This is a genomic window from Allobosea sp. WAO (genome assembly GCF_001509835.1).
Classification (GTDB): Bacteria; Pseudomonadota; Alphaproteobacteria; order Rhizobiales; family Beijerinckiaceae; genus Allobosea.
Map to the genome: position 1 here is coordinate 72,528 of NZ_JXTJ01000017.1, position 25,861 is coordinate 98,388.

Genomic DNA, 25,861 nt, shown 5'->3' on the forward strand with positions numbered 1-25,861 from the left:
AGATGAAAGAAGAAAACCGTAATCTCCTCCTGGCGATCACGCTCTCCGTGGTCGTGCTGCTCGGCTGGCAGTTCTTCTACGGCGTGCCGCAGATGGAGAAGCAGAAGCAGGTCGCGCAGCAGAATCAGCAGACGCAGAGCCAGCAGCCGCCGGCACCGGGAAGCGTGCCGACGCCGGGCGCAGCCCCGGCCCCTGGTGGCGCCCCGGCGCAGCCTGCTGCAGCCGCTGCGCTCGCGACCCGTGAGGCCGCGCTCGCCACCGGCCCGCGCATCCGCATCGAGACGCCGAAGATCGCGGGCTCGCTCGCGCTGACCGGCGCCCGCATCGACGACGTCTCGCTCAAGGCCTATCACGAGACGGTCGACCCGAAGAGCCCGATCATCGTGCTGCTCTCGCCGGCCGGCGGCCCGAACGCCTATTATTCCGATTTCGGCTGGGTCGCGGGGCCGGGCGTCAACGTTCCCCTGCCGAACGCCTCCACCGTCTGGACCGCCGACAGCCAGGTCCTGACCCCGGCCAGGCCGGTGACGCTGACCTGGGATAACGGCCAGGGCCTGCTGTTCCGTCGCATCATCTCGGTCGACGACAATGCCTTGTTCTCGATCCGCGACGAGGTCGACAACAAGGGCACGAGCCCCGTCTCGCTCTACCCCTATGGCCAGGTCGTCCGCGTCGGCAAGCCGGCGACGCTCGGCTACTACGTGCTGCACGAGGGCATGATCGGCGCGCTCGGCGAGCAGGGCCTGCAGGAATACACCTACGACGCCATCGACAAGGAGCCGGCCCTCGGCGCGGCGACGCATGGCAAGGCCTGGAAGGACGCCGTCGGCGGCTTCGTCGGCATCACCGACAAGTACTGGGCGGCGGCTGCGATTCCCGACCAGACCAAGAAGTACGAGGGCCGCTACTCGTCGGTGCAGACCGGGCCGGTCCGCACCTATCAGGCCGACTTCCTCGGCGAGGCGGTTACTGTCGCGCCGGGGGCTTCGGCCACCGTCTCCTCGCGCCTTTTCGCCGGCGCCAAGGAAGTCGCGGCGATCGACGGCTACGAGAAGAATCAGGGCATCAAGCGCTTCGAGCTGATGATCGATTGGGGATGGTTCTACTTCATCACCAAGCCGATGTTCTACCTGATGGACTGGGTCTACAAGCATGTCGGCAATTTCGGCATCGCGATCCTGGTCGTCACCGTCCTGCTGAAGCTGCTGTTCTTCCCGCTCGCCAACAAGTCTTACGCCTCGATGGCGAAGATGAAGGCGGTGCAGCCGGAAATGATGGCGATCCGCGAGCGCTATGCTGACGACAAGATGAAGCAGCAGCAGGCGCTGATGGAGCTGTACAAGACCAACAAGATCAACCCGCTGGCCGGCTGCTGGCCGGTGCTGGTCCAAATCCCGGTCTTCTTCGCGCTCTACAAGATCCTGTTCATCACCATCGAGATGCGGCATGCGCCGTTCTATGGCTGGATCAAGGACCTTGCCGCGCCGGACCCGACCAACCTCTTCAACCTGTTCGGCCTGCTGCCGTTCACGCCGCCTGCCATGCTGCATCTCGGCATCTGGCCGATCCTGATGGGCGTGACGATGTTCGTGCAGATGAAGATGAATCCGGAGCCGCCGGATCCGGTCCAGAAGATGATGTTCACCTGGATGCCGGTGTTCTTCACCTTCCTGCTCGGCTCGTTCCCGGCCGGCCTGGTGATCTACTGGACCTGGAACAACCTTCTCTCGATCCTCCAGCAGGGCTACATCATGCGCAAGCACGGCGTGAAGATCGAGCTCTGGGACAACCTGAGGAACATGTTTGGCAAGAAGCCGGCCGCTGCTGCGCCGGCGGGCGTGCCGAAGCCGGCGAACACCAACAAGAAGTGAGGATGGCGGGGGCGTCTCGCCTCCGGCTTCCGAAGACCTCATCCCGGGCGGCGCGAGCCGACCCGGGATGTGTGCTTTAAGAGCCCGCGATATCACAGGGCGAAGGCCGGGCCGGTCTCCCGCGGCGGGCCGGCCATGAGGAGACCGGCATGCCCCTTCCCGATCCGCTGACGCGTCATCCGATTCCTGGCTGGAAGGGCACCGCCTTCCTCAAGGCGATCGTCGACCATCCGCTCGTCGAGGTCGGCGACTACAGCTATTATGACGACTCGCGCGGGCCCGAGCACTTCCTTGCCCGCTGCGTGCGCTATCATTTCGACTTCATCGGCGACCGGCTGATCATCGGCAAGTTCGTCGCCATCGCCCAGGCGGCGCAGTTCATCATGAACGGCGCCAACCATCCGATGGGCGGCTTCTCGACCTTTCCCTTCCAGATGTTCGGCTTCGACGGGGCACCTGTGATGACGCCGGAAGGGCTCGGCCATCGCGGCGATACCGTGATCGGCAACGATGTCTGGATCGGTCGCGAGGCGGTGATCATGCCGGGCGTCACCATCGGCGACGGCGCGATCATCGGCACCCGCGCGCAGGTCTCGCGCGACGTGCCGCCCTACGCGGTGGTGGTCGGCAATCCCGGCAATGTGGCGAAGCTGCGCTTCCCGCCGGAGGTGGTCGAGGCGCTGCTGGAGATTCGCTGGTGGGACTGGGACGCCGACAAGATCTCCCGCAACCTGACCTTGATCGCTGGCGCGGACATCGACGCGCTGCGACAGGCCGTGTAGGCAAGGCAGATGACCGCAAGCACCACCACACCTTATGACGCCGACGAGATCGAGGCGGCCCGCAAGCTCTTCGAGGGGCCCTGGGATTTCGTCTGGGCCTCGACCAAGATCGACGACCTGCCGCCGATGGTCGGCCAGGAGATCGCTTTTGCCGGGCGCTCCAATGTCGGCAAGTCGAGCCTGATCAACGCGCTGACGCGGCGCAATGCGCTCGCCCGCACCTCGCACACGCCGGGGCGCACCCAGCAGCTCAACTTCTTTCGCCAGGTCGGCCATGACGAGCGCCTGACCATCGTCGACATGCCGGGCTATGGCTATGCCGCCGTCGGCAAGGAGAAGGTCGCGGCCTGGACGAAGCTGATCCACGATTATCTGCGCGGTCGCTCGAACCTGATGCGCGTCTATGTGCTGATCGACGCCCGTCACGGCATCAAGGAGGTCGACAGCGCTGTTCTGGAGACGCTCGACAAGGCGGCGGTCAGCTATCAGGTCGTCCTCACGAAGGGCGACGCCATCAAGCAGGCCGACCAGACTTTCATGGCCGAGGCGACGTTCGACGAGATCAAGCGCCGCCCGGCCGCCTTCCCCGAGGTACTGGTGACCTCGAGCGAGAAGGGCGGCGGCGTCCCCGAGCTGCGCGCCGCGATCGCGCGCGTGCTGGCGGAGCGCAGCTAGGCTGCCGACGTCGCGGGCTTCGCCGCTTCATCGCGCCGCGGGGGCCGGGCTTGACGCTGACCCGGCCGCGTCGTCTTTGACGCGCGCAATGCTTGGCGCCGGCCCTGGCGCGCTGCCGGAGCCCGTCATGATCACCGCGACCCGCATTCACCTGACCATCGCCATGCTGATGGGGCTGTTCGGCGTCAGCCTGCTCGCCGCAGCGACTCATTCTGGGGCGGTCGACACGCTCCAGACCGCCGGCCAGATGCTGCTCTTCCACGCCTCGGCGGTGATCGGGGCCTGCGTCGCGCGTCGCGCCGGCCTGCTCGCCGATATTGGGGCGCGCCTCGCCATCTCGCTGCTGATCCTCGGTGTCGCGCTGTTTGCAGCCGATCTCGCCATGCGCGGCTTCCATGGCGCGCGCCTGTTCATGGGCGCCGCCCCGGCCGGCGGCTTCATGATGCTCGGCGGCTGGCTCGGGCTCGCCGGTTCGGCTTTGTTCGCAAGGCGGGTCTGAGCCGCGCCGCCGCGCTTCCGCCGCGGCGCGTCTTCGGCTAGAAGGCGGCCCGGCGCGGATCGGGCGCGCCTTCGCGGAGCCTGCCGATGAACGCCCCACATAATCTCACGCCCTCGCAAGCCGCCGATCTGCTGGTCCAGGCGCTGCCGCATATGCAGCGCTACGACCAGGAAGTGATCGTGATCAAGTATGGCGGCAACGCCATGGGCGACGCTGCCACCGCCGAGGATTTCGCGGAGGACGTGGTGCTGCTCGAGCAGTCCGGGCTGAAGCCGGTGGTCTGCCATGGCGGCGGGCCGCAGATCGCCCGCATGCTCGACAAGCTCGGCCTCAAATCCGAGTTCAAGCAGGGCTTGCGCGTCACCGATGCGGCGACGGTCGACGTCGTCGAGATGGTCCTGGCAGGCTCGGTCAACAAGGAGATCGTCGGCTACATCTCGCGCGAGGGCGGCAAGGCGATCGGGCTTTGCGGCAAGGACGGCAACATGGTCCTGGCCAAAAAGGCGACGCGCACCATCGTCGACCCCGATTCGAAGATCGAGCAGATCCTCGATCTCGGCTTCGTCGGCGAGCCCGACAAGGTCGACACCACCGTGCTCCAGGCGATCCTCAAGGAAGAGCTGATCCCGGTGCTGGCGCCGGTCTGCGCCGCCGCGGACGGTCAGACCTACAACGTCAACGCCGACACCTTTGCGGGCGCGATCGCCGGCGCGCTCAATGCCAAGCGTCTGCTGCTGCTGACAGACGTGCCGGGCGTCCTCGACAAGGACAAGAACCTGATCCCGGAGCTGACGGTCGAGCAGTGTCGGCGGCTGATCGCCGACGGCACCATCTCCGGCGGCATGATCCCGAAGATCGAGACCTGCATCTACGCGCTGGAAAAGGGCGTCGAGGCGGTGGTCATCCTCGACGGCAAGGTGCCGCATGCGGTGCTGATCGAGCTGTTCACCGACACCGGCTCGGGCACGATCATCAGGAAGTGAAGGCGCGCTGCGCCGGTTGGGCTCGTGGAGGCGCATCGCTGCGCCTCCTTTCCCTCACCCGTTCGGGCGAGGGCGCTCGGCTGGCGCCCCCTCGCAATGAGGACCTCGTCATCGCAAGGACTTTGCAAGAACCTTGTATGTCATGCTGGCGCGTCCCACATGACATGATCCAATGAACCACAACGCAAAAATCACCAGCGCCCTGCCGCTTCTGCCCCAGCTCGACGCGTTCGGCCATGTCGACCACTGGATCTTCGATCTCGACAACACGCTCTATTCGCACGAGGCGAAGGTCTGGCCGCAGGTCGACGAGCGCATCACGCTCTTCCTCGCCGAGATGTTCGGGCTCGACGGTATCTCGTCGCGGGCGCTGCAGAAATATTATTACCAGCGCTACGGCACGACACTTAAGGGGCTGATGGAGGAGTACGGCATCGACCCCGCCGATTTCCTCGACTTCGCCCATGAGATCGACCTGACCCTGCTCGATCCCAACCCCGCTCTCGGGGCGGCGATCGCGGCACTACCCGGCCGCAAGCTGATCCTGACCAACGGCTCGCGCGGCCATGCCGAGAACGTCGCCGGCAAGCTCGGCATCCTCCAGCATTTCGAGGACATCTTCGACATCGTCAACGCCGGCTTCACGCCGAAGCCCGAGCGCGCGACCTACGAGAATTTCCTGACCAAGCACGGGGTCGACCCCGCGCGGGCGGCGATGTTCGAGGACATCGAGAAGAACCTGATCGTTCCGAGCGCGCTCGGCATGAAGACGGTGCTGATCGTGCCGCGCACGCCCGACCCCTTCCGCGAGGCCTGGGAACAGGCGGCGGTCGAGGCTGGCCATGTGCATTTCGTCACCGACGACCTGACCGGCTTCCTGGGGCCGCTGACGCGGGCGGAGCTCCCTCCGCTTCCTGTTTCGAAATAGCTCTTGGTCATCCCGGGCGACCGCAGGGAGACCCGGGATCCATTCCGGAACGGTTCAGGCATGGATCCCGGATCAGCGCCGCTTCGCGGCTTGTCCGGGATGACGCAGCAGGGCTCAGGCGTAGCGGCGCGACGCCAGATTGTGCGACCGGCGTAGGCCCGTAAGGTCGAGCCCCGGAATTTCGCCGTCGATCACCCGCCAGCGTCCGCCGACCAGCACCCTGTCGGCCCGGCTGGCGCCGCACAGCACCAGCGCCGCGATCGGGTCATGCGCGCCGGAGAAGCGCAACTCGTCGAGCTTGTAGAGCGCGAGGTCGCCCTGCATCCCCGGCGCGATCTTGCCGATATCCTCGCGGCCGAGGCAGCGCGCCGAGCCCTCCGTCGCCCAGCGTATCGTGTCGCGCGCCGTCACCGCGCTGGCGCTCTTGTAGTGCAGCCGGTTGACCAGCAGCGCATGGCGCAGCTCTTCCATCAGGTTTGAGCCGTCATTGGAGGCCGAGCCGTCGACGCCGAGGCCGAGCGGGGCGCCGGCGGCTTCGAGCTCGCGGGTCTTGCAGAAGCCGGAGGCGAGCACCCCGTTCGAGGTCGGGCAATGACAGACGCCGACGCCGGCCTTGCCGAGCCGCTCGCATTCCTCGCAGGAGAAATGGATGCCGTGGGCGAGCCAGGTCTTGGGCCGCATCCAGCCGGCTTCCTCAAGCAGGTCGAGCGGGCGCTTGCCATAGACGTCCTGGCAATAGGCGTCCTCGTCTTCGGTCTCGGCGAGATGGGTGTGCAGCGGAGCGTCGAAGCGCGCCGCGAGCTCTGCCGATTTCGCCATCAGCGACGGGCTCACCGAGAAGGGCGAGCAGGGCGCGAGCGCGATCTGCACCATGCTGCCGGGCGAAGGGTCATGGAACAGCTTCAGTACGCGCTCGCTGTCGGCAAGGATGGTGTCCTCGTCCTGCACGACCTCGTCCGGCGGCAGGCCGCCATCCTTCTGCGACAGGTTCATCGAGCCGCGCGAGATGGTGACGCGGATGCCGAGCGCGCGGGCTTCCTCGACGGCGATATCGACGGCGTTCTCCAGCCCTTCGGGGTAGAGATAGTGATGGTCGGCCGCGGTCGTGCAGCCGGACAGGAGCAACTCGACCAGCGCCGCCCGCACCGCGATGCGCAGATCCTCCGGCCGCAGCCGCGCCCAGAGCGGGTAGAGCGCCTTCAGCCAGGGAAAGAGCTCGCGGTCGATCGCCGCCGGATGGGCGCGCGTCAACGTCTGGTAGAAATGGTGATGGGTGTTGACCAGCCCCGGCAGCACGACATGGTCCGAGGCGTCGAAGCTCTCGGTCACCGGCAGCGAGGGGAAGCCGCCGAGCGTGACCAGCTCGACGATGACGCCGTCCTCGATCACCACCCCGCCGCCGGCGTTTTCAGCGAGGATAGCGAGCGGGTTTCTGATCCAGAGGCGCATGATGAGTCCGGGTATAAAGGCGGCGATTCAGTGAATTGTCCCGCATAGGCGGGGCATTGGTCGAAGGCCAGCCCGGGGTACTCATTTCGCGGTGGGTCAATCGTCCCATAACGGGCCGCTCTTGCAGCGATAGCCGATGAAGCATTGCGGCGTGTCGCGTGCCGGCACCCAGGCCGGGTCGGCATATTCGTCGAACTGGCAGAAGCCGCGATGGGCGACGAAGCGGTCATAGGTGTAGCCACCGGTGCCGAGCACGATCGCGCCATTGGCGCGCACGGTCTGCTGGTTGGCGGCGCAGCTGCGCGACAGCGTCGACGGTCGGCCCTGGGCGAGGCTCGCTCCGGTGAAGGCGAGCGTCAGGACGAGGGACAGGGCGATCCGTTTCATCGGGTTTTTCCGCATGGCAAGCCTGTACATCATAACACGTCTCGCCGGCCGGCGTTCCCCAGCCTTGACGTTGCCCCCCGCATCGGCCATCGCTCCGGGCGACCTCATGACTGCCGGAGCTGTCTCATGTCGCTGACCGATCTCGCCGCCACCATTGATGCCGCCTGGGAGAACCGGGCCGAGATCGGCATCTCGACCAAAGGCGCGGTCCGCGAGGCTGTTGACCAGGCGATCGAGATGCTCGATGCCGGCCAGGCCCGCGTCGCCGAGAAGATCGACGGTGAGTGGGTCACGCATCAGTGGCTGAAGAAGGCGGTGCTGCTCTCCTTCCGCCTGACCGACAACAAGATCATGGCGAACGGCCCGGGTGAGGGCGTGTTCTGGGACAAGGTGCCGTCGAAGTTTGAAGGCTGGGGCGAGAACCGCTTCCGCGCCGCCGGCTTCCGGGTCGTGCCGCCGGCCGCGGCGCGCAAGGGCTCCTTCCTGGCGCCGAACGTCATCCTGATGCCGTCCTTCGTCAATATCGGCGCCTATGTCGATTCCGGCACCATGGTCGACACCTGGGCGACGGTCGGCTCCTGCGCGCAGATCGGCAAGAACGTCCATCTCTCGGGCGGCGTCGGCATCGGCGGCGTGCTGGAGCCGCTGCAGGCCAACCCGACGATCATCGAGGACAACTGCTTTATCGGCGCCCGTTCCGAGGTGGTCGAGGGCGTGGTCGTCGGCGAAGGCTCGGTGCTCTCCATGGGCGTCTTCATCTCGGCCTCGACCAAGATCGTCGACCGGGCCACCGGCCAGATCCATATCGGCAAGGTGCCGCCCTATTCGGTGGTGGTCTCCGGCTCTCTGCCGGGCAAGCCGCTGAACGACGGCACGCCCGGCCCGTCGCTCTACTGCGCGGTGATCGTCAAGACGGTGGATGCCCAGACCCGGGCGAAGACCGGCATCAACGACCTGCTGCGGGACTGATCGACTACGACAAGCATATGGCGAGATGGCCCGCTCGGCACTGTGTGCCTGCCCTCTCGCCGTTTTCGCGCTGATTGCGCCGGCTCGAGCTTCCGTTGGTGCCGAGCGATGTCAGTTGCTCCGTCATTCCGGCCGCAGCGAAGCGGAGCGCCGGAATGACGGTGTTTGAAGGCGACCCGAGCGGCGAGTGCCTCAGGCGGCCGGAGCAGGGTTCGTGGTCGCCTCAGGGCCGGGCCCGGTGGGCAGCGGCTGGGCGGCCGGGGAGGCGGCGAGCGCATCGCGCAGGGCTTGCTCGCGGGTATGGTCGAGCGAGGTCTTCAGCACGACGCCGCCGGTGCCCTTGATCGCCTCGAGCACCTTGTCGCCGGTCATCTTCTGGATAAGCACGAACAGCGCCGCATTGCCGGGCTGCAGGGTCGTCGAGAGCTCCTTCATGAAGTTGTCGTTGACGCCGTAATCGGAGAGGGCGCCGCCGAGCGCGCCCGAGGCGGCGCCGATCGCCGCACCGAACACCGGCATCAGGAAGATCGCGCCGATCAGCAGGCCCCAGAAACCGCCCGAGGCAGCGCCGAGCGCCGTGGTGTTGAGCAGCTGGTTGAGCTTGATCTTGCCGCCCTCATGCATCACGGCGATCGCCGCGTCGCTGATCCGGATCAGGTATTCCTTTTGCAGCCCGAAGAGCTTCTGGCGCATTTCCTCGGCCTTGGCCTCGGTCGGATAGACGATGACGACGAGATCGGACATGGGGAAACTCCTGGTTAGGCGGGAATATCAGCCTGACCATAGCTTGTGACAGGTTTGCGGCGGAAGCCATGATTCAGGTCAAGGCGATGAGACCTCGCCAACCCAGGTTTCGCACCTGAGTTTCTCGCCTACTCGGCCGCCAGTTCCCTGGCCGTCTCCTTCGCCGCGCCGCGCAGGGGCAGCTCCTTCATTCGCGCGAGGAACAGCAGCGAGAGCGCGAAGCCGACAAAGGTCGCGGCGAAGACATAGGTGAACAGCCGGACCATGATTTCTCGGTCGACCGCGCCGGCCTTGAGCGTCTCGGCCGAGAGCCCGGCGCCGCTCGCCCCCATGCCGCCGAGCACGATCGCCCCGAATACGGCGACGATCAGTGCCCCGCCGATCTGCCGGAAGAAATTGGCGGTTGCGGTCGCTGTGCCGAGCTGGTGCATGGCGACGGCGTTCTGGATCGCGACGGTCGCGACCGGCAATAGCGTGCCGAAGCCGAGGCTGATCACCGCGAGCACGGCGCCGAAGGGCACGAGCGGCAGGCGACCGGAGAAGATGGCGAGGACCGCCGTGCCGATGAGCGCCACGACAAGGCCCGCCAGCGGCACGCGCTTGTAGTGCGTCAGCTTGGTCATCGCCCGGCCGGAGGCGGTCGCGCCGATCACTGTGCCGCAGGTCAGCGGGATCAGCCCGAGTCCGGAATGGGCCGCGGACAGGCCGGCGACCGTTTCGAAATAGAGCGGCAGATAGATCGTCAGGCCGATGAAGGTGCCCATGCCGAAACCGGCGGCGATCGTGCCGTCGCGGACCACAGGATTGGCGAGGATGGTGAGCGGGATCAGCGGCTCCTCCGCGACCCGCAGCCGCCAGGCGAAGCAGAGCCAGAGTGCGAGCGAGAGCAGCACCAGTCCGAGGATCGGCGCCGAGAACCAGGGGTAGAGCACGCCGCCCCAGGACAGGGCGAGCAGCAGCGTCATTGTCGCGCCGGTCATCAGCAGGGCGCCGAGCACGTCGAGCCGGTGCGGCCGCTCATGGCGCGGCAGCCTGCGCAACGCCTTGTCGGTCATCCAGTAGGCGGCAAGCCCGAGCGGCAGGTTGATCCAGAAGATCACCGACCAGTGCAGCGCCTCGGAGATCACGCCGCCGAGCACCGGCCCGAGCAGCGAGGAGGAGAAGAAGACGCTGGCGATGTAGACCTGATACTTCCCGCGCTCCTTCGGCGGCACCATGTCGCCGATGATCGTCTGGGCCAGCGCGATCAGCCCGCCACCGCCGAGGCCCTGGATGAAGCGGGACACCACCAGCAGCCAGATCGAGGAAGAGAGCGCGCAGGCGACCGAGCCGATGATGAAGATGACGATGCCGCCGAGCAGCGTCACCCGCCGGCCATGGATGTCGGCGAGCTTGCCGTAGAGCGGCGTCACCGCCGTCGAGGCCAGGAGATAGGATGTCACCACCCAGGGCAGATGGGTAACGTCGCCGAGCTCACGCCCGATCGTCGGCATCGCGGTCGCGACGATGGTCTGGTCGAGCGCCGCCAGGAACATGGCGAGCATGATACCGATCAGGATCGAGCGGATATCGGCATGGCTGAGCGCAGCCGCCGGCGCCTCGGTCTCGACCCGCTTGTCCATCGGCACTGCGCCCGTCCTGTGAATTGGGAATGGCGGAGCATAATGCGCTGTCAGGCCATGCGCCATGAGCGGGGACGCAGGGCCGATCGGCGTTGTGATCACGGTGCCGTTGCGGCCGCTGGCTGGCAATGCACAATGTCTTCAGGCGCGGTACGGCGCCGAAGCGGGGGGCTGCGATGCGGGGCGTATTGTTGCCAATGCTCATGCTGCTCGGCGCGGCGCCGGCCCTCGGCCTCGAGCTCGAAGGCCGCTATGGCTATGCCGGGGAATGGGCGGTGTCCGCGACCCTGACAGAGGGCACTGTGCCGGGCCTCTGGCGCAAGCGCGCATTCGCCGGGCCGGTGCAATTGAAGCACCTCGCCATTTGCGGGCCGGGCGAGGTTTCCGAGAAGGCCGGCACGCTTCGCTTGAGCCGTAATGGTCAGCGCTATGTCGCGAAGCTGGTCGTCGGCGAGGACAGCTGCGAAGCCAGCGGTGTGCTCACCGAGGATGGAGTCGCCTTCGCCGATTGCGGTAGGAGCGGCAAGATCCCGCTGAGGCTCTGGTCGAAGTGAGGCGAGCGCTTCTGCCTTGCGCCGTCTTCGTCCTGCTCGCCGGCGGCTTTCAGGCGTCGGCCGTCGCAGCCGAGGGCCGGCGGCCTACGCTTTGTCTGCCGGCGGAGGCGGCGGTGTTTTCCTGCGCTGTCGGAAGCCGGATCGTCTCGCTCTGTGCCTCTGCCGATATCGGTCCCGGACAGGGCACGCTGGTGTATCGTTTCGGGCGCAAGGGGGCGCTCGAACTGGTCCATCCCGACCTATCGCGTCCGCCCGGTTCGGCCTTCAGCACCGCAGTTGTCGGCGACGCAGGCTCTGCCGGCGACATCGTTCGCTTCTCCCGCGGCGATGCCACCTACACGCTCTATTCGATCATGGTGAAGGGGCAGGGTGAGCGCAACGGTGTTCTGGTCACGCAAGCCGGCCGGCGCCGGACCGATCTGAAATGCAAGGATTTTCCGCTCGCCAACGACGCCTGGAGGCTGGTCTACCGGGCGAAGCTGCCGCGCGCAGAACCGGCCGATCTCGATTCGCGGCGCTGACGAAGCTTGGCCGCGCCGCCGCGGCGAGCGGTGACGCGGCCGGATCAGGCACCGGTTCGTCGGCCTACTTCAGCTTGGCAGCGATCGCCTGGAGGCCGGCATTGGCGCATTCCTCGTCGAGATGGCCGCCCGGAGCGCCGCCGACGCCGACCGCACCGACGACGTCATCGCCGACCTTGACCGGCACGCCGCCGCCGAGCAGCAGGAAGCCAGGGATATGCACGAGGTTTCGCGCGCCGGCATTGTTCGCAGCGGCTTCCGCCATCGCGCCGGTGTTCGAGCGGGCCGAAGCCGAGGTAAATGCCTTGGCACGGCTGGCTTCGAGAGTATGCGGGCCGGCGCGGTCGGCGCGGACCGTGGCGCGCACGACGCCCTGACGGTCGACCACCGTCGCCGTGACATTGAAGTTCTTGGCGGCGCAGGCCGCGACGGTCGCCTGGGCCAGCTCGACGGCGAGCGCGGACGGAAGAACGCGCTCCTGCGGCACCTGGGCCTGGGCGAGGGTCGGCAGCGCGACAGCGGCGGAAATCAGGACGAGACGGGCGACGGACATGGCAAGCTCCTCTGACGGCCACCGGTGGTGGCGGCGTGAGAGGAGAATGGCGAAGGCGCCCTTCCGCGTGCATCCGGGTGATCGACGGCCGGCATCGGTAGTTCTACCGATCGGCACCTTGCAGATGCAGCCGCACCATCTCCGCGAGCGAGCTGGTTTCGAGCTTCTCGGCGAGATGGGCGCGATGCGTATCGACGGTCCGCGGCGAGATGCCAAGCGCGCGCGCGACTTCCTTACTCGAATGGCCCTCGCTGATCAGGGCGAGGATCTCCCGTTCGCGCTCTGAGAGCCGCTCCAGCCGCTGCCGCGAGGACAAGGCATCCGCTTCCGACGCGAGCATCGCTTCCAGCCGGGTCAGGGCCGCCTGGACCGTGTCGATCAGAACCTGCTCGTCGATCGGCTTGGTCAGGAAGTCCGCCGCGCCATTGCGGAAGGCGGCGCGGCAGGCCTCGATATCGCCATGGCCGGTGATCACGACAACCGGCCAGCGGCAGCGGGCGGTTGCAAGACGCTCCTGCAGTTTCAGCCCGGTCAGGCGCGGCATCCGGATATCGGTGACGATGCAGCCGGGCGGCAGCCCGGGCAGCGCATCCAGGAAGGCGAGGGCGTCCTGATAGCCCCGGACCTCCAGGCCGACCGTGTGCAGCAGGAAGCTGAGCGCCTCCCGCACCTCCCAGTCATCGTCGATCAGGTGGACGAGGCGCAGGCTCATTCGGCAGCCTCGCGGCGGATTGCTTCGGCGGACAATGGCAGCTGGAAGCTGAACACGGCGCCGCCTGCGGCGGCGTTCCTGCCATCCAGCGTGCCACCGAAGCGCTCGATCAGCCGGTTGCAGAGAGCAAGGCCCAGCCCGAGCCCTTCCGGCTTGGTGGTGAAGAAGGGCTCGAACAACCGCGCCTCTATCTCCGGAGAAAGTCCGGGGCCGGTGTCTGCGACGCTGAGCACGGCCTGTGCTCCTTCCGTCGCGACCGCGATCGTGACGACCCGCTCGCTCTTCGCGTCCGCGACCGCGTCGAGCCCGTTGCGGGCGAGATTGAAGACGACCTGCTCGAGCTGGACACGGTCGGCGCGGACGAGAGGCCGGCTGCCATCGCTCTCGACCTTGAGGGCCGAGCCGGCCGGCAGCGCTCCGGTCGTCAGGAGATGGGCGACCTCGCCGGCGAGCTCGGCGAGGTCGACGATTTCGAGGGCGGGCTCGGATTTGCTGATCCAGGCTCGCAAGCGGCCTAGAATCTCGCCGGCCCGCTTGGCATTGCGTGCGATCGCATCGAGCGCGGGCGCGAGCGTCGCGGGCTCGGTCCCGGGGCGCTGCACGAGGCGCTGGCCGGCCTGGGCATGGCTGAGGATCGCGGTCAGCGGCTGCGTCAGCTCATGCGTGATGCCCGAGGCGAGCTCGCCCATGGCGTTGACGCGGCCGGCATGGGCGAGTCTTGCATCCTGGGCGGCCAGCGCGGCCTTGCGCGCTGCGTCATTGGCCTTGGCCCGCGCGTCGAGCAATCTTTCGATCAGCCCAGCGCCGAGCGCCGTGAGCAGGGCGGCGAGCAGCAGGAAGCCCAAAGGCGGAACCGGCCAGCGCGGTGCGGTCGAGGCGAGGTCTAGGCGCAAGGGCTGGGTGCGGCTGGCGATTTCGGCGCTGAAGGCGCTGGCCTTGTTTCCGGCCGGAAGAGGCTGGCCGGCAAGCCGCAAGGTTGCCGTCGCACCCTCGGGCAAGGCGACGTCGCTGGCCGACAGCCGGCCGATGTCGATGATAAGCGCGATCGCGTAATGCCCGACACCGTCGGTCAGGGCACGTTTAACGAGGAGGAGCCTGTCGCCGCCGTCGATGCTGCGGGTCCGCACCGTCGCGCCGGAGGCCTGTGCCGCCTCGGCCGCGACGATGGCCGGGTCGCTGGCGTCGAGCAGCGAAGCCGGCGGCGTGGTGGCGAGATCAACGACGTCGATCCCGACGATGCGCGGGTAAAAGCGCGTAATGCTCGCCGCGACCTGCTCGACCGTTGCGATCGGAGCGGGGTCGGCTGCCTGGACCAGGGCGGAGAGGCTGGTCAGATGCGCGTCGTGCTGGTCGGCTCGCTGCGAGATCATGCGGTGCAGCGTCTGGCCTGCGCTGGCGAGCTCAGTTGCGGCCTGACGGCGCTGCAGCAGCGAATAGAGGACGCAGACGAGCCCGAGCACGGCGATGCTCGACAGGAGAATGATACTGCGCCGCCGCCTTCCCGTCATCCTGCTTCCGTCGGCCTCCCTCCGGGTCCGCTCCCGGCAAGCCGAGGATAGCGATTTTCCGACGGGGCTGCACGGGCTCGCCGCCGGCCATGACGACGCTAGGTTTCCGCCAGCCCCGAAAGCGGCGCCCGCAGCGAAAGCACGATGCCCTCGGCCGCATAATCGGTCTGGGCCGTGCCGCCGAGATAGCTGCCGAGCGCTTTCTCGATCATCTGCGAGCCGAAACCGCGTCGGGTCGGCGGCGTCACCAGCGGGCCACCGCTCTCCTGCCAGCGAAACAGCATTTCCCCGGCCTCGATCTGCCAGGCTACATCGATATGGCCGCGTTCATGGGAGAGCGCGCCATACTTGACGGCGTTGGTGCCGAGTTCATGGGTGGCCAGCGCCATGGCCAGGGCGCATTTCGGCGACAGGGCGACGGCAGGTCCGGCGATCGCGATGCGCGCGCCGAAGCGGTGCGGCGCCAGCACGACTTCGACCAGCTGCTTCAGGTCGGCGCCGTGCCGGCTCGCCGACAGCAAAAGGTCCTGCGCCGCGCCGAGCGCCTGCAGGCGGTCGAGCAGGCGGGGCTTCGCGCTCTGGAGCGGCTCGTCGGGCTGGCGCAGCGTCTGGTTGACGATGCCCTGGACCATGGCGAGCAGGTTCTTGATGCGATGGTTGAGCTCGCCGGCGAGCAGACGATAGCGCTCTTCGCTGGCCTGCAATTCGGTGATGTCGCGTGAGACCGAGAGGATGGCTTCCGGCCTGCCATCCGGCCCGATGATCGGCGAGACCTGCACGTCCCAGTAGCGGGGATTGCCTGCAGCGGTATTGGCGGGTCCGTTGAAGCGATAGCTCCTGCCGTCTCGCGCTGCGGCGATCGCGGCCTGCGCATCCGCATTGCTGGCGTCTTGCCAGAAATCCGGCCAGGAGCAGCCGCGGATCGCCTCGAAATCCACGACCTCCATCACGCGCTGGCCGCCTTCGCTCATGAAGGTCAGCCGCCCTTCGAGATCGAGCACCTTGATGCAGTCGTCCGATGCCGCGAGCACGGCGCGCATCAGGCGCGCATCCTTGTCTACCTGTGTCGGCACGTGCGCGCTTTCGATCGGTGGGGCTATTCTCGTCCAATTCGACCGCTACAGCATTGCTTGTCAAACCGGCATGTCTTTTGACAGGTTTTCCCGTCTCGTCATTGTCGGTGCGGCCGCGATTGACGTGGGCTCCCGGTCCCGTCAGCTTGGCGCGACCCCGAAGGAGCCTCGCCCATGGAAAGCCTGACGCCGCGCCAGCGCGAGATCGTGACGCTGGCGCGCAGCCAGGGTCGGGTCAGCGTCGAGGAACTGGCGGCGCGCTACGAGGTCAGCGTCCAGACCATCCGCAAGGACCTCAACCAGCTCTGCGAGCAGCGCGTGATGTCGCGCGTCCATGGCGGCGCGGTCGTCGCCTCCAGCGTCGAGAACCTTGCCTATGAGGCGCGCCGCTTCATCGCCGGCGAGGAGAAGGCGGCGATCGGCCGAGCCGCCGCGGCGCTGATCCCCAACGACGCCTCGCTCTTCATCAATATCGGCACGACCACGGAGGAGGTCGCTCGCGCGCTGACCGACCATCAGGGCCTCCTCGTGATCACCAACAACCTGCATGTCGCGACGCTGCTCTATCCGCACCCGCGCATCGAGGTGATCGTTGCCGGCGGCCCGGTCCGGCGTTCGGACGGCGGCGTCATCGGTGCGGCCGCGATCGACCTGATCCGCCAGTTCAAGGTCGACTATGCCGTGATCGGCACCTCGGCCATCGACGAGGAGGGCGCGCTGCTCGACTTCGACTATCGCGAGGTCAGGGTTTCCCAAGCGATCATCGAGAACGCCCGGCAATGCCTGCTCGTCGCCGACAGCACCAAGTTCGAGCGCTCCGCGCCCGTCCGCATCGCGCATCTGCGCGATGTCGACGTTTTCGTCACCGACCGCCTTGAGGCCGAGCCGCTGCGCGAGCTCTGCCGCAGCGAGGGGGTCGAGCTGGTCGAGACTGCTGTGAAAGCCTCTTCCTAGAGCACGCTTCGCTCTCACCCGTCGCCATTCCGGACCAGCCGCGCAGCTGCGGAATCCATCATGGAGCGCCGCAGCCTCACGATGGCTTCCGGCACTCCGCTTCGCTCCAGCCGGAATGATCTTGGGATTTGAGCGGAACGCGCTCCCCGTCGGAAAAGTTGCCAGAAGCAAGGTCGCGGTTTCGTTTTTGATTTCGCTTTTGCATTGCACGCAAGCAAAGCGCGCATTATCTATCGTGGTGCAGGCGGCGTCCGATGCCCCCTGCCGGGAGAGTAATCGTGTCGGCTCCGGTCTTCGATGTCGCCATCATCGGCGGTGGCGTGAATGGTTGCGGGATCGCCCGCGACGCCGCCGGCCGCGGCGCCTCCGTCATCCTGTTCGAGCAAGGTGACCTCGCCGGCGCCACCTCCTCGGCCTCGACCAAGCTGATCCATGGCGGGCTGCGCTATCTCGAGCATTACGAGTTCCGGCTGGTGCGCGAGGCGCTCACCGAGCGCGAGGTGATCTGGCGCGCCGCCCCGCATATCGTGCGGCCGCTGCGCTTCGTCCTGCCGCATCACGAAGGCCTGCGGCCCTGGTGGCTGCTGCGGCTCGGCCTCTTCCTCTACGACCATCTCGGCGGGCGAAAGCTGCTGCCGGCGACGCGCTCGCTCGATCTGCGGCGCGACGAGACGGGCGAGCCGCTGCAGCCGCGCTTCAGCCGCGGCTTCGAGTATTCCGATTGCTGGGTCGACGATGCGCGGCTCGTCGTGCTCAACGCCCGCGATGCGGCCGAGCGCGGTGCACAGATCCTGACGCGGACCCGCGTCATCGGCGCGCGCCGCCACGGCGATCACTGGCTGGTCGAGACCGAGGCTGCCGATGGCAGCAGGGCGCAGACAGCGGCCCGGACCCTGGTCAACGCCGCCGGGCCCTGGGTTGCCGAGGTGCTCAACGGCATCGCGCCGAGCGAGCAGCCGGCCGCGGTCCGGCTGGTCCAGGGCAGCCACATCGTCGTGCCGCGCCTGTTCGAGCATGACCGCTGCTACATTTTCCAGAATGCCGATGGCCGCATCATCTTCGCGATCCCCTATGAGGGCGACCTCACGCTGATCGGCACCACCGACAGGGATTATCGCGCCGATCCGGCCAAGGTCGCAGCCAGCGAGGAGGAGATCGCCTATCTCTGCTCCGCCGCTAGCGAGTACTTCCGCAAGCAGATCCGGCGCGAGGACGTGGTCTGGACCTATTCAGGGGTGCGGCCGCTCTATGATGACGGCGCCAGCAAGGCCCAGGAGGCGACGCGCGATTATGTGCTGAAACTCGACGAGCCGGCGGGCTCTGCCCCGCTGCTCTCGGTCTTCGGCGGCAAGATCACGACCTCACGCCGCCTTGCCGAGGCTGCAGTCGAAAAGCTCGCGGCTGCCGTGCCGGCGCTTCGCGCCGCGCCCTGGACGGCCGGGGCGCCGCTTCCCGGCGGCGATTTCCCGGTCCAGGGCTTTGAGGCGTTGGTCGAGCGGATCTGCACGACGCGGCCCTGGCTCGACCGGCCGCTGGCACGCCGCCTGGCGCGTGCCTATGGCACCCGCGCCGAGCATCTGCTGGAAGGCGCAGCCTCGATGGCCGATCTCGGCCGGAACTTCGGCGCCGACCTGACCGAACGCGAGGTTGGCTGGCTGATGGCGCAGGAATGGGCGGTGAGCGCCGAGGACGTGCTGTTCCGGCGCAGCAAGCTCGGCCTGCGTCTCTCGGCCGAGCAGCGCCAGGCGCTCGACGATTATATGGCAGCGCAACGCGCCAGCGCGCCCGCTCTGGCCGCGCAGGGCTGATGCCGGCGGTCCGCTGCGGGCTCTACTGAGCCTGCGCCGCCGCCGGATCCATCCAGAATACCTCCCAGACATGGCCGTCGAGGTCGCGGAAGGCGTGGCCGTACATGAAGCCGTGATCCTGCGGCTCGTTGAAGGTGCTGCCGCCGGCCGCGAGCGCCGCCTTGACGATGGCGTCGACCGCTGCGCGATCGTCGCGGGAGAGCGCGATCAGCACCTCGGTCGTCTTGTCCGTGTCGGCGATCGGCTTCGGCGAGAATCCGGCAAATTTCTCATGGGTCAGCAGCATCGCGAAGATGGTGTCGCTGATCACCATGCAGGCTGCCGTTTCGTCGGTGAACTGCGGGTTGAAGGAGAAGCCCAGCGTCTCGAAGAAGGCCATCGACTTGGCGAGGTCCTTCACCGGCAGGTTGATGAAGATCATCTGAGGCATTGCGGGCTCCTTGGCAGCTTCGTTCCGGGATCGGGACCGGCGTCGGGGGACGTTGCCGGTGGGGCGAGGGCGCGGCTATGACACGGCGAGAAGCGACTGTCTGAGCTTGGCCGGTTCGATATCGGTGAGGCGGGCATCGACCGCGTCATGCGTGCGCTGCCAGATCGGCATGGCCCGCGCCAGCAGCGCAATTCCCTCGGGCGTAATTGCGAGCAGCCTGCTGCGGCGGTCCTTATCTCCGGGAGAGACCGTCACGAGGCCGCGCCGCTCGAGCGGCTTCAGCGCTGCGGTCAGGGTCGTGCGGTCCATGCCGAGCAGGTTCGCAACCGGGGCGATGCTCGGCGGCTCCGGCCGGTTCAGCGACATCAGCAGCGAGAACTGCTGGTTGGTCAGCCCCAGAGGCCGCAGCGCTTCGTCGAACAGCCGGGCCAGCGCGCGGGCGGCGCGCTGCAGGTGCAGGCACAGGCAGTGGTCGCGCACATGCAGCGTGGTCGCGAACGGGACCGGCGATTCCGCTGGCATGAGGGCTGATTTTGACATTGGGCAATTATGTTGATATCAACTGTTAAAGTCAAGAACAGGGGCGCAGCGCTGAAGGGAGAAAACCATGCAGCATCATCAGCTTGCCTCTAAGGCCGAGTGGCTCGAAGCCCGCCGCGCACTTCTGCAGCGTGAGAAGGAGTTCACCCGGCTGCGCGATGCGATCAATGCCGAACGCCTGGCTCTGCCCTGGGTCAGGGTCGAGAAGGACTATGCCTTCGACACGCCTTCCGGACGGCGCAGCCTCGCTGAACTCTTCGACGGCCGCAGCCAGCTCATGATCTACCATTTCATGTTCGGGCCGGACTGGGAGGCGGGCTGTCCGGGCTGTTCCTTCATGGCCGATCATTTCGACGGTACGCTGCCCCATCTCAACAACCACGACGTCACGCTGGTCGCGGTGTCGCGCGCGCCGCTCGCGAAGATCGAGGCCTACAGGAAGCGGATGGGCTGGAATTTCCCCTGGGTCTCGTCCTTCGGCAGCGACTTCAATGCCGACTTCCATGTCTCCTTCACCAAGGAGGAGCTGGCGAGCGGTGGGGTCGAGTACAATTTCATGCGGATGCCGTCGGAGCAGGCCTTCGACGAGCTGCCGGGGGTGAGCGCCTTCAGCCGCGACGAGCAGGGGCGGGTCTTCCACACCTACTCCTCCTATGCCCGCGGCGGCGAGGAACTGCTTTCGACACTGATGATCCTCGACCGCGCGCCCAAGGGCCGCAACGAGACGTCGACGCTCAGCTTCGTCAAGCGCCATGACGAGTACGAGGAGCCGGCACGGGCCCACGCTTGCTGCGCCGCCTGAGGCGGCGCGCCACGGAACGCGCGCATAGGGTTGGTAGGGTGTCCGCCTCCTCGGGAGGATGGACTTGGGGCGCGCGATTTCTCGGCAATGAAGGTCGTCATTCCTGCGCTGCGCTTGGCTGCGGCGGAATGACGGCCCGGAGTTAGACGCCGAATGATGCTCTTTCAGCTGCGCGCCACCGTCGCGCGCTGGACGATTGCGGCAAGCTCCGGCGAGGGCTCCAGCGTGCCGAAGACATAGCCCCAATCGGCATCGAGCCGCGAGCGGCAGAAGCTCTCGAACACCGCCTCGTCGGCATGCTTCCTCAATTCGGAGGCCTGCAGCGCATAGGCCATCAGATTGGCGAGGCGGCGGCCATGGCCGTCATCATTGCGCGGCTTGGCGACTTCCGTGCCGAGCCGGTCGAGCCAGCGGTCGAGCGCGGGGTTGGCCCCGCGCGCGCTGCCGACCTCTTCCATGAAGGCCTCCTTGGTGCGCGGATCGCGGTTGAAGGAGCGCAGCACGTCCATGCACATCATGTTCGAGGTGCCCTCCCAGATCGCGTTGAGCGGCGCCTCGCGATAGAGCCGCGCCATCGGGTTCTCCTCGATGAAGCCGTTGCCACCATGACATTCCAGGGCCTCGACGACGAAGGCGGCGGCCCGCTTGCAGTTCCAGAATTTTGCCAGCGGCGTCGAGACTCGGGCGAGGTGGCGCTCCTGTTCGCTCGTCTCCATCGCATCGGTTGCGGCGGCGATGCGGAAGGCCATCAGTGTCGAGGCCTCGGAGTCGATCGCGAGATCGGCCAGGATATTGGTCATCATCGGCTGTTCGGCGAGCGAGGAGCCAAAACCCCGGCGTGACTGGGTGTGGTTGAGCGCCAGCGTTAGCGCCTGCCGCATCAGCCCGGCCGAGCCGACGGCGAAATCGAGCCGGGTGAGATGGGCGTGGGAGAGAATCTCCTTGATGCCGGCGCCCTCCGCGCCGACGAGCCAGCCGAGGCACTCGCGGAATTCGACCTCGGAGGAGGCGTTCGAGCGGTTGCCGGCCTTGTCCTTCAGTCGCTGGATCTGCAGCCGGTTGCGGCTGCCATCGGGCAGGAAGCCCGGGCAGAACAGGCAGGAGACGCCGCTCTCGGTCTGCGCCAGGGTGAAGAACCCGTCCGATTGCGGCACAGAGAAGAACCATTTGTGCCCGGTGATCAGATAGACCCGGCCTTCCGGCGTATCCTCGAGGAAACGCGCTGTCGTCTGGGTTTGGCGCAGATCCGAGCCGCCCTGCTTCTCGGTCATCGCATAGCCGATGCTGGCGCCGGTCTTCTGTGCCACCGGTAGCGGCCGCTTGTCGTAGCGGCCCGAGGTGATCTTCTCGCGCCAGAGTGCGAACTCCGGCTGAGCGAGGCCGGGGAAGGCCGCATAGGTCATGCCCGTCGGGCAGCCGACGCCATGCTCGACCTGATTCCAGAGATAGGACAGCACCGCCCGTGCCGCGTGCCCGTTCGGCTCCCTGGTCGTCCAGGCGAGCGAAGGCACCTCATGGGCGAAGGCGAGGCCCATCAACTCGTGCCAGGCAGGATGGAACTCGATCCAGTCGATGCGATTGCCGAACCGGTCATGCGTCTTCAGTTCGGGCCCGTAACGATTGGCCAGACGCGCCAGTTCCTGCACCTCGGCATCGCCAGCAAGCGCGCCGAGCGCGCCGGCTTTCCCTGCCACCCAGGGCGCCAGCCGGGCGACGACGCCCTGCAGCACCGCGTCGCCGGAGAAGGCGTTCCAGCCGGTCGCCGGGCGGGCCTGGTTGAGGACCTGGTGAGTGGCGTGAGCGTTCATGGCGGGCTCTTTCGTCATGCTCGCCCTTGTGGCGAGCATCCACGTCTTGCGACGCGGATGAGGGAAGACGTGGATGGTCGGGACAAGTCCGACCATGACGGTTCGGACCTACTCAGCCGCCTCCTGCGTCGTCATGCGTTCCGGCACTTCGCAGCCGGTGACGCAGCAGCGCCCGGGCTGCTTCGAGACACGCGAGCCGTCGGCGAGGACGCCGCGGTCGAGCAGGTTTTCGACCAGTTCGACCTTTTCCATGACGGGATAATTGCGCCAGATCTCGCGCTTCATCGCCTCGGGCGAACCGCCGCCATGCAGCGAGATCACCGAATACCAGCCGGCCTCCTTCGAGACGGTCAGGTCCTCGATGAAGCGCGCGACCTCGGCGCGCTGCTCATAGGGCACGTCGGGTCGCCCGGTCAGTACGGCGGCGAGTGAGCCGGCGGTCTCCGGGTTGTGGTCCTCGTCCGGCCCGGGCAGGGCGACGATCAGACCGCCCGAGACGTAGTGGGCGATGCGGTGCATGTCATAGATCTTGGTCGCGAGCAGGAGCTTGCCGATGTTCGAGAACACCGCGTCCGGCATCGCCACGCCCGAAACATCCTTCTGGCAATAGACCGAGGCCGCCACACCGCAGGCGAAGAAGCTCTCGGTGATGGTGATGAGCTCGACCATCTGCTCGCGGATATGGGAGTGGCGATCGGCATCGAGCCCGTTCGCCTCGATCATCAGCGCGCCGGCGCCGATCAGGAGATCGCCGAAGCCGGCCCGCGCCCCGATGCAGCTATGGCGATGATGGCTGGCATAGCTGGTGGTGAGGTAGCCGGCCTCTTCGGTCTCGCCGGCCATGAACACCCGGTCCCAGGGCACGAAGACGTCGTCGAACATCACCGCGCCGGTCGACTGGCCGTATTTCGCCGAGAACTTCGCCGCCGGATCGCCGGGTCTGCCTGCGGGGCGCGCGACGATGGTGACGCCTTCGGCATCGCAGGGCACGGCGCAGCACAGCGCGAAATCCTCGTCGCCCGGTGCATGCGTCCGGCAGGGCATCACCAGGAATTCGTGCATATAGGGCGCGCCCGTGACGATCGCCTTGGTGCCGCGAATGACGATGCCGTCCTTGCGCCGTTCCTTGATGTGGACGTAGGCATCGCGGTTCGCCTGCGCGCCCGGCCGCTTCGAGCGGTCGCCCTTGGCGTCTGTCATCGCGACGCCGATCGTCAGGTCGCGATCCTGCGCATCGTGCAGATAGGCGAGGAAGCGCTGGCCGTAATCCGTGCCATGGTTCGCGTCGGCCCGCGCCGTCGCCTGCAGGATGCCGCCGAAGGCGTCATGCGTCAGATAGCGCTGCGCGCAGCCGGAGATCTTGCAGACCAGCCTGACAGCCTCGAGCTTGGCGAGCAGGTCGCTGGACGAGCCGTCGACATGCAGCATGCGGTTGACGGTCTTGCCCGAGCTCGCCTGCACCGCGGTCATGATCGGCCGGTGGGCCTCGTCATGGGCGAGGTCATAGGTGATGCCGACGGCATTGATGCCGGGCGCCAGCAGGGGCTCGTCGGCGACGTTTCCGACGCGCTGTCCGTTGACGAAGACCCTCGGGTGATAGGCGCGCAGCGATTCGCGATAGCCGGCGGCATCCATCAGCATGGCGTCGTCCTCCAACGTGTTGTTGTCGATAAAATCGAACGGTGTTAGATTTTCGTCAAGCGGTGATTTGCAGCCGGTGTATTGAAGGAGTTCCAGCGTGGGGGGCGAGGCGACGGGGCGAAAGCGCGGCCGCTATGCCGCGACCGATCTCAAGCGCGGCCTGATCCTGACGGCGGCCCGGGCGATCTTTGAGCGCGACGGCCTTGACGGCGCCTCCCTGCGGGCGATCGCGGCCGAGGCCGGCTACACCCCGGCGGCGCTCTACTTCCATTTCGACTCGAAGGAGGCGCTTTATGCCGAGGTGCTCGGCCAGTCGCTTGCGGCGCTGACCGCCTTCGTCGATGACGCGGTCGCGGGGGCGGCGACGCCGCAGCAGCGCTTCCGCGCGGCCGCGCTCGGCTTCTTCGATTTCTACGCCGCCAATCCGCGCGATCTCGATCTCGGCTTCTACCTGTTCCGTGGCGGCATGCGTCCGCACGGCCTCGGCCGCGAGCGCGACCGGGCGCTGAACGAAGCGCTGGAGGCGAGCCTGGCGCCGATCCGCGACGCCGCGCGCGAACTCGGCGCGAATCCCGGGCTTGCCGACTTGATCATGGCCGATGCCTTCGCCCATGCTTCCGGCGTGCTCCTGCTGGCGCATACGCGACGCATCCGGATGTTCGGGACGCCGCCGCGCACGCTGATGGAGCGCCATGTCGAAACGGAGCTGGACCGGCTCCAGCGCGAGGTATGACGTCGATGAGCCTGATGGATGCCGGTCGCTCGCGCCTCGTGATCATCGATTTCCAGGCGCGGCTGATGCCGGCGATCCATGACGGGCCTCGCCTCGTCGCCAATGCCCGCCGGCTGGTCGATGCCGCCTTGCTGCTCGGCGTGCCCGTGCTGATGACGGAGGAGAACCCGGCAGGTCTCGGAACGACCGTCGCGGAGCTCGCCGGAGCCGGTCCGGTCGTCGCCAAGATGAGCTTCGATTCCTGCGGCGAACCGGCCTTCCTCGCGGCGCTGGCCGATGACGAGGATCTGATCCTCTGCGGCTGCGAGGCGCATGTCTGCTTCGGCCAGACCGTGCTTTCATTGCTGGCCCGCAAGCGCCGCGTCTTCGTGGTCCAGGATGCCGTTGGCGCGCGCGCGCCCGAGAGCAAGGAGGTGGCGCTGCGCCGCATGGAGCGCCACGGCGCCGAGATCGTCACCACCGAGATGGTGGTGTTCGAATGGCTGCGCACCGCCGAGCATCCGCAATTCCGTGCCGCCAGCAAGCTGATCAAGTGAGCCCCGTGACCAAGCCCGCCATCTGGTATTTCGACATCATCTCGCCCTTCGCGCATCTCGCGCTGACGAAGCTCGACGACATCCGCGCCTATCGGCCGGTCGAGCTGAAGCCGATCGTCTTCGGCGGGGTGCTCAAGGCCTGGGGCCAGCTCGGCCCGGCCGAGATCGCGCCCAAGCGCGTCCACACCTATCGCCTCGCCACGCATCTGGCCGAAGCCATGGGCGTTCCCTTCCGCTTTCCGCCGAGCCACCCGTTCAACCCGCTGGCGATGCTGCGCCTGCTGACCGCGCTGGAAGGCAACGAGCACGCAGTCGCGGAAGCCTTCCGCCTGGTCTGGGCCGAGGGGCGCGACGCCAACGACCCGCAAGTGCTCGGGCTGGTGGCGATCGCCGGCGGCCAGCCCGACGCCGTCCAGGCGATCGGCTATCAGAACGTCAAGGACAGCCTGCGCCAGAACACCGAGGAGGCTGTCGCAGCGGGGATTTTCGGCGTGCCGAGCCTGCTGATCGACGGCGAGATCTTCTGGGGCGTCGATGCCATGGCGATGGCCTGCGACTATCTCGCGGCGCCCGAGGAATTCCTCGGCGGCGAGATGGCGCGCGTCTCGACCTTGCCGGCCTCGATCCAGCGGCAGCTCTAGAGCCGGATGCGATCAGATTGAATGGATCTGATCGGTGAAACCGTCTCTCAATTTAGGATAGGGCCCGTTCCGATCAGCTTGCGGTGCAAGCGGATCGGAACGGACTCTAAGGGAACCGCGCTGCAGCGAGCCAAGTTT

The 25,861-nt window shown here is 67.1% G+C and carries 27 protein-coding genes; 15 read left to right on the forward strand and 12 right to left on the reverse strand.

Translation table 11 applies throughout. The annotated features are described in order from the left end of the window. Positions 1-2 precede the first annotated feature (2 nt). From yidC to DK26_RS25260, 6 genes are all read left to right on the forward strand, one after another. Positions 3-1,871: a membrane protein insertase YidC gene (gene yidC / locus DK26_RS25235; protein ID WP_066479044.1), complete on the forward strand. Its 1,869-nt coding sequence runs from the start codon at positions 3-5 to the stop codon at positions 1,869-1,871. A gap of 149 nt (positions 1,872-2,020) precedes the next feature. Further along, on the forward strand, positions 2,021-2,653 hold the full coding sequence (locus tag DK26_RS25240) for a CatB-related O-acetyltransferase (protein ID WP_066478751.1): 633 nt from the start codon (positions 2,021-2,023) through the stop codon (positions 2,651-2,653). Between the two features lie 9 nt (positions 2,654-2,662). Continuing rightward, positions 2,663-3,328: a ribosome biogenesis GTP-binding protein YihA/YsxC gene (gene yihA / locus DK26_RS25245; RefSeq protein ID WP_066478754.1), complete on the forward strand. Its 666-nt coding sequence runs from the start codon at positions 2,663-2,665 to the stop codon at positions 3,326-3,328. A gap of 127 nt (positions 3,329-3,455) precedes the next feature. After that, the gene (locus DK26_RS25250; RefSeq protein WP_066478755.1) at positions 3,456-3,827 is read left to right on the forward strand and encodes a DUF423 domain-containing protein; all 372 of its coding nucleotides are present in this window, start codon (positions 3,456-3,458) and stop codon (positions 3,825-3,827) included. A gap of 86 nt (positions 3,828-3,913) precedes the next feature. Continuing rightward, positions 3,914-4,810, forward strand: coding sequence for an acetylglutamate kinase (gene argB / locus DK26_RS25255; RefSeq protein ID WP_066478756.1), 897 nt, complete (start codon positions 3,914-3,916; stop codon positions 4,808-4,810). Between the two features lie 172 nt (positions 4,811-4,982). After that, the gene (locus DK26_RS25260; RefSeq protein WP_083533595.1) at positions 4,983-5,738 is read left to right on the forward strand and encodes a pyrimidine 5'-nucleotidase; all 756 of its coding nucleotides are present in this window, start codon (positions 4,983-4,985) and stop codon (positions 5,736-5,738) included. 114 nt (positions 5,739-5,852) lie between these two features. Here the strand turns inward: DK26_RS25260 and DK26_RS25265 are convergent, their stop codons facing one another. Together DK26_RS25265 and DK26_RS25270 are read right to left on the reverse strand one after the other, a co-directional pair. Next, positions 5,853-7,187: an 8-oxoguanine deaminase gene (locus tag DK26_RS25265; RefSeq protein ID WP_066478758.1), complete on the reverse strand. Its 1,335-nt coding sequence runs from the start codon at positions 7,185-7,187 to the stop codon at positions 5,853-5,855. A 96-nt stretch (positions 7,188-7,283) separates the two neighbouring features. Then, complete coding sequence (locus DK26_RS25270) at positions 7,284-7,574, reverse strand: hypothetical protein (RefSeq protein WP_066478763.1); 291 nt, start codon at positions 7,572-7,574, stop codon at positions 7,284-7,286. A gap of 126 nt (positions 7,575-7,700) precedes the next feature. Between DK26_RS25270 and dapD the strand changes: the two genes are divergently transcribed. Next, a complete protein-coding gene (gene dapD / locus DK26_RS25275) occupies positions 7,701-8,543 on the forward strand; it encodes a 2,3,4,5-tetrahydropyridine-2,6-dicarboxylate N-succinyltransferase (RefSeq protein ID WP_066478766.1) in 843 nt (280 codons plus the stop codon). 192 nt (positions 8,544-8,735) lie between these two features. Here dapD and DK26_RS25280 read toward each other — a convergent pair whose 3' ends face one another. Further along, a complete protein-coding gene (locus tag DK26_RS25280) occupies positions 8,736-9,287 on the reverse strand; it encodes a DUF1269 domain-containing protein (protein ID WP_066478768.1) in 552 nt (183 codons plus the stop codon). Between the two features lie 128 nt (positions 9,288-9,415). Continuing rightward, positions 9,416-10,909 carry an MDR family MFS transporter gene (locus tag DK26_RS25285; protein ID WP_066478770.1) on the reverse strand — a complete coding sequence of 498 codons (1,494 nt, stop codon included), beginning with the start codon at positions 10,907-10,909 and terminating at the stop codon, positions 9,416-9,418. A gap of 197 nt (positions 10,910-11,106) precedes the next feature. Here DK26_RS25285 and DK26_RS25290 point away from each other — a divergent pair, with 197 nt between their 5' ends. Together DK26_RS25290 and DK26_RS25295 are read left to right on the forward strand one after the other, a co-directional pair. After that, on the forward strand, positions 11,107-11,463 hold the full coding sequence (locus DK26_RS25290) for a hypothetical protein (protein ID WP_066478774.1): 357 nt from the start codon (positions 11,107-11,109) through the stop codon (positions 11,461-11,463). Positions 11,464-11,576: 113 nt separating this feature from the next. Beyond that, the gene (locus DK26_RS25295) at positions 11,577-11,984 is read left to right on the forward strand and encodes a hypothetical protein (RefSeq protein WP_157089844.1); all 408 of its coding nucleotides are present in this window, start codon (positions 11,577-11,579) and stop codon (positions 11,982-11,984) included. A gap of 64 nt (positions 11,985-12,048) precedes the next feature. Here DK26_RS25295 and DK26_RS25300 read toward each other — a convergent pair whose 3' ends face one another. The 4 genes from DK26_RS25300 to DK26_RS25315 form a co-directional block, all read right to left on the reverse strand. Then, positions 12,049-12,537 (reverse strand): heme-binding protein, encoded by a 489-nt coding sequence (locus DK26_RS25300; RefSeq protein WP_066478779.1) that lies wholly within the window; start codon positions 12,535-12,537, stop codon positions 12,049-12,051. A 103-nt stretch (positions 12,538-12,640) separates the two neighbouring features. Further along, positions 12,641-13,249 carry a response regulator gene (locus DK26_RS25305; RefSeq protein ID WP_066478782.1) on the reverse strand — a complete coding sequence of 203 codons (609 nt, stop codon included), beginning with the start codon at positions 13,247-13,249 and terminating at the stop codon, positions 12,641-12,643. After that, the gene (locus DK26_RS25310) at positions 13,246-14,757 is read right to left on the reverse strand and encodes an ATP-binding protein (RefSeq protein ID WP_066478785.1); all 1,512 of its coding nucleotides are present in this window, start codon (positions 14,755-14,757) and stop codon (positions 13,246-13,248) included. Before DK26_RS25310 ends, DK26_RS25305 begins: the two co-directional genes overlap by 4 nt. A gap of 98 nt (positions 14,758-14,855) precedes the next feature. Continuing rightward, on the reverse strand, positions 14,856-15,830 hold the full coding sequence (locus DK26_RS25315) for an HWE histidine kinase domain-containing protein (RefSeq protein WP_066478787.1): 975 nt from the start codon (positions 15,828-15,830) through the stop codon (positions 14,856-14,858). A 174-nt stretch (positions 15,831-16,004) separates the two neighbouring features. On the opposite strand from DK26_RS25315, the gene DK26_RS25320 reads away from it, so the two are divergent. Together DK26_RS25320 and glpD are read left to right on the forward strand one after the other, a co-directional pair. After that, positions 16,005-16,784, forward strand: coding sequence for a DeoR/GlpR family DNA-binding transcription regulator (locus tag DK26_RS25320; RefSeq protein ID WP_066478789.1), 780 nt, complete (start codon positions 16,005-16,007; stop codon positions 16,782-16,784). 254 nt (positions 16,785-17,038) lie between these two features. Next, complete coding sequence (gene glpD, locus DK26_RS25325) at positions 17,039-18,592, forward strand: glycerol-3-phosphate dehydrogenase (protein WP_066478791.1); 1,554 nt, start codon at positions 17,039-17,041, stop codon at positions 18,590-18,592. A 22-nt stretch (positions 18,593-18,614) separates the two neighbouring features. Here the strand turns inward: glpD and DK26_RS25330 are convergent, their stop codons facing one another. Further along, positions 18,615-19,022, reverse strand: a complete 408-nt coding sequence (locus DK26_RS25330) for a VOC family protein (RefSeq protein ID WP_066478794.1) — start codon at positions 19,020-19,022, stop codon at positions 18,615-18,617. 75 nt (positions 19,023-19,097) lie between these two features. After that, positions 19,098-19,544, reverse strand: a complete 447-nt coding sequence (locus DK26_RS25335; protein WP_066478795.1) for a MarR family transcriptional regulator — start codon at positions 19,542-19,544, stop codon at positions 19,098-19,100. An 85-nt stretch (positions 19,545-19,629) separates the two neighbouring features. Here DK26_RS25335 and DK26_RS25340 point away from each other — a divergent pair, with 85 nt between their 5' ends. Further along, complete coding sequence (locus DK26_RS25340) at positions 19,630-20,364, forward strand: thioredoxin family protein (protein ID WP_066478797.1); 735 nt, start codon at positions 19,630-19,632, stop codon at positions 20,362-20,364. 164 nt (positions 20,365-20,528) lie between these two features. Here DK26_RS25340 and DK26_RS25345 read toward each other — a convergent pair whose 3' ends face one another. Both DK26_RS25345 and DK26_RS25350 read right to left on the reverse strand, forming a co-directional pair. Further along, positions 20,529-22,172 (reverse strand): acyl-CoA dehydrogenase family protein, encoded by a 1,644-nt coding sequence (locus DK26_RS25345; RefSeq protein ID WP_248310102.1) that lies wholly within the window; start codon positions 22,170-22,172, stop codon positions 20,529-20,531. Between the two features lie 108 nt (positions 22,173-22,280). Further along, positions 22,281-23,813 (reverse strand): 4-hydroxyphenylacetate 3-hydroxylase N-terminal domain-containing protein, encoded by a 1,533-nt coding sequence (locus DK26_RS25350; RefSeq protein WP_066478800.1) that lies wholly within the window; start codon positions 23,811-23,813, stop codon positions 22,281-22,283. A 97-nt stretch (positions 23,814-23,910) separates the two neighbouring features. Between DK26_RS25350 and DK26_RS25355 the strand changes: the two genes are divergently transcribed. From DK26_RS25355 to DK26_RS25365, 3 genes are read left to right on the forward strand one after another with little or no spacing between them, the layout of a single operon-like run. Then, positions 23,911-24,546, forward strand: coding sequence for a TetR/AcrR family transcriptional regulator (locus tag DK26_RS25355; RefSeq protein ID WP_066478802.1), 636 nt, complete (start codon positions 23,911-23,913; stop codon positions 24,544-24,546). Between the two features lie 5 nt (positions 24,547-24,551). Further along, the gene (locus DK26_RS25360; protein WP_066479053.1) at positions 24,552-25,082 is read left to right on the forward strand and encodes an isochorismatase family protein; all 531 of its coding nucleotides are present in this window, start codon (positions 24,552-24,554) and stop codon (positions 25,080-25,082) included. A gap of 5 nt (positions 25,083-25,087) precedes the next feature. Beyond that, the gene (locus DK26_RS25365; protein WP_066478804.1) at positions 25,088-25,723 is read left to right on the forward strand and encodes a 2-hydroxychromene-2-carboxylate isomerase; all 636 of its coding nucleotides are present in this window, start codon (positions 25,088-25,090) and stop codon (positions 25,721-25,723) included. Positions 25,724-25,861 lie beyond the last annotated feature (138 nt).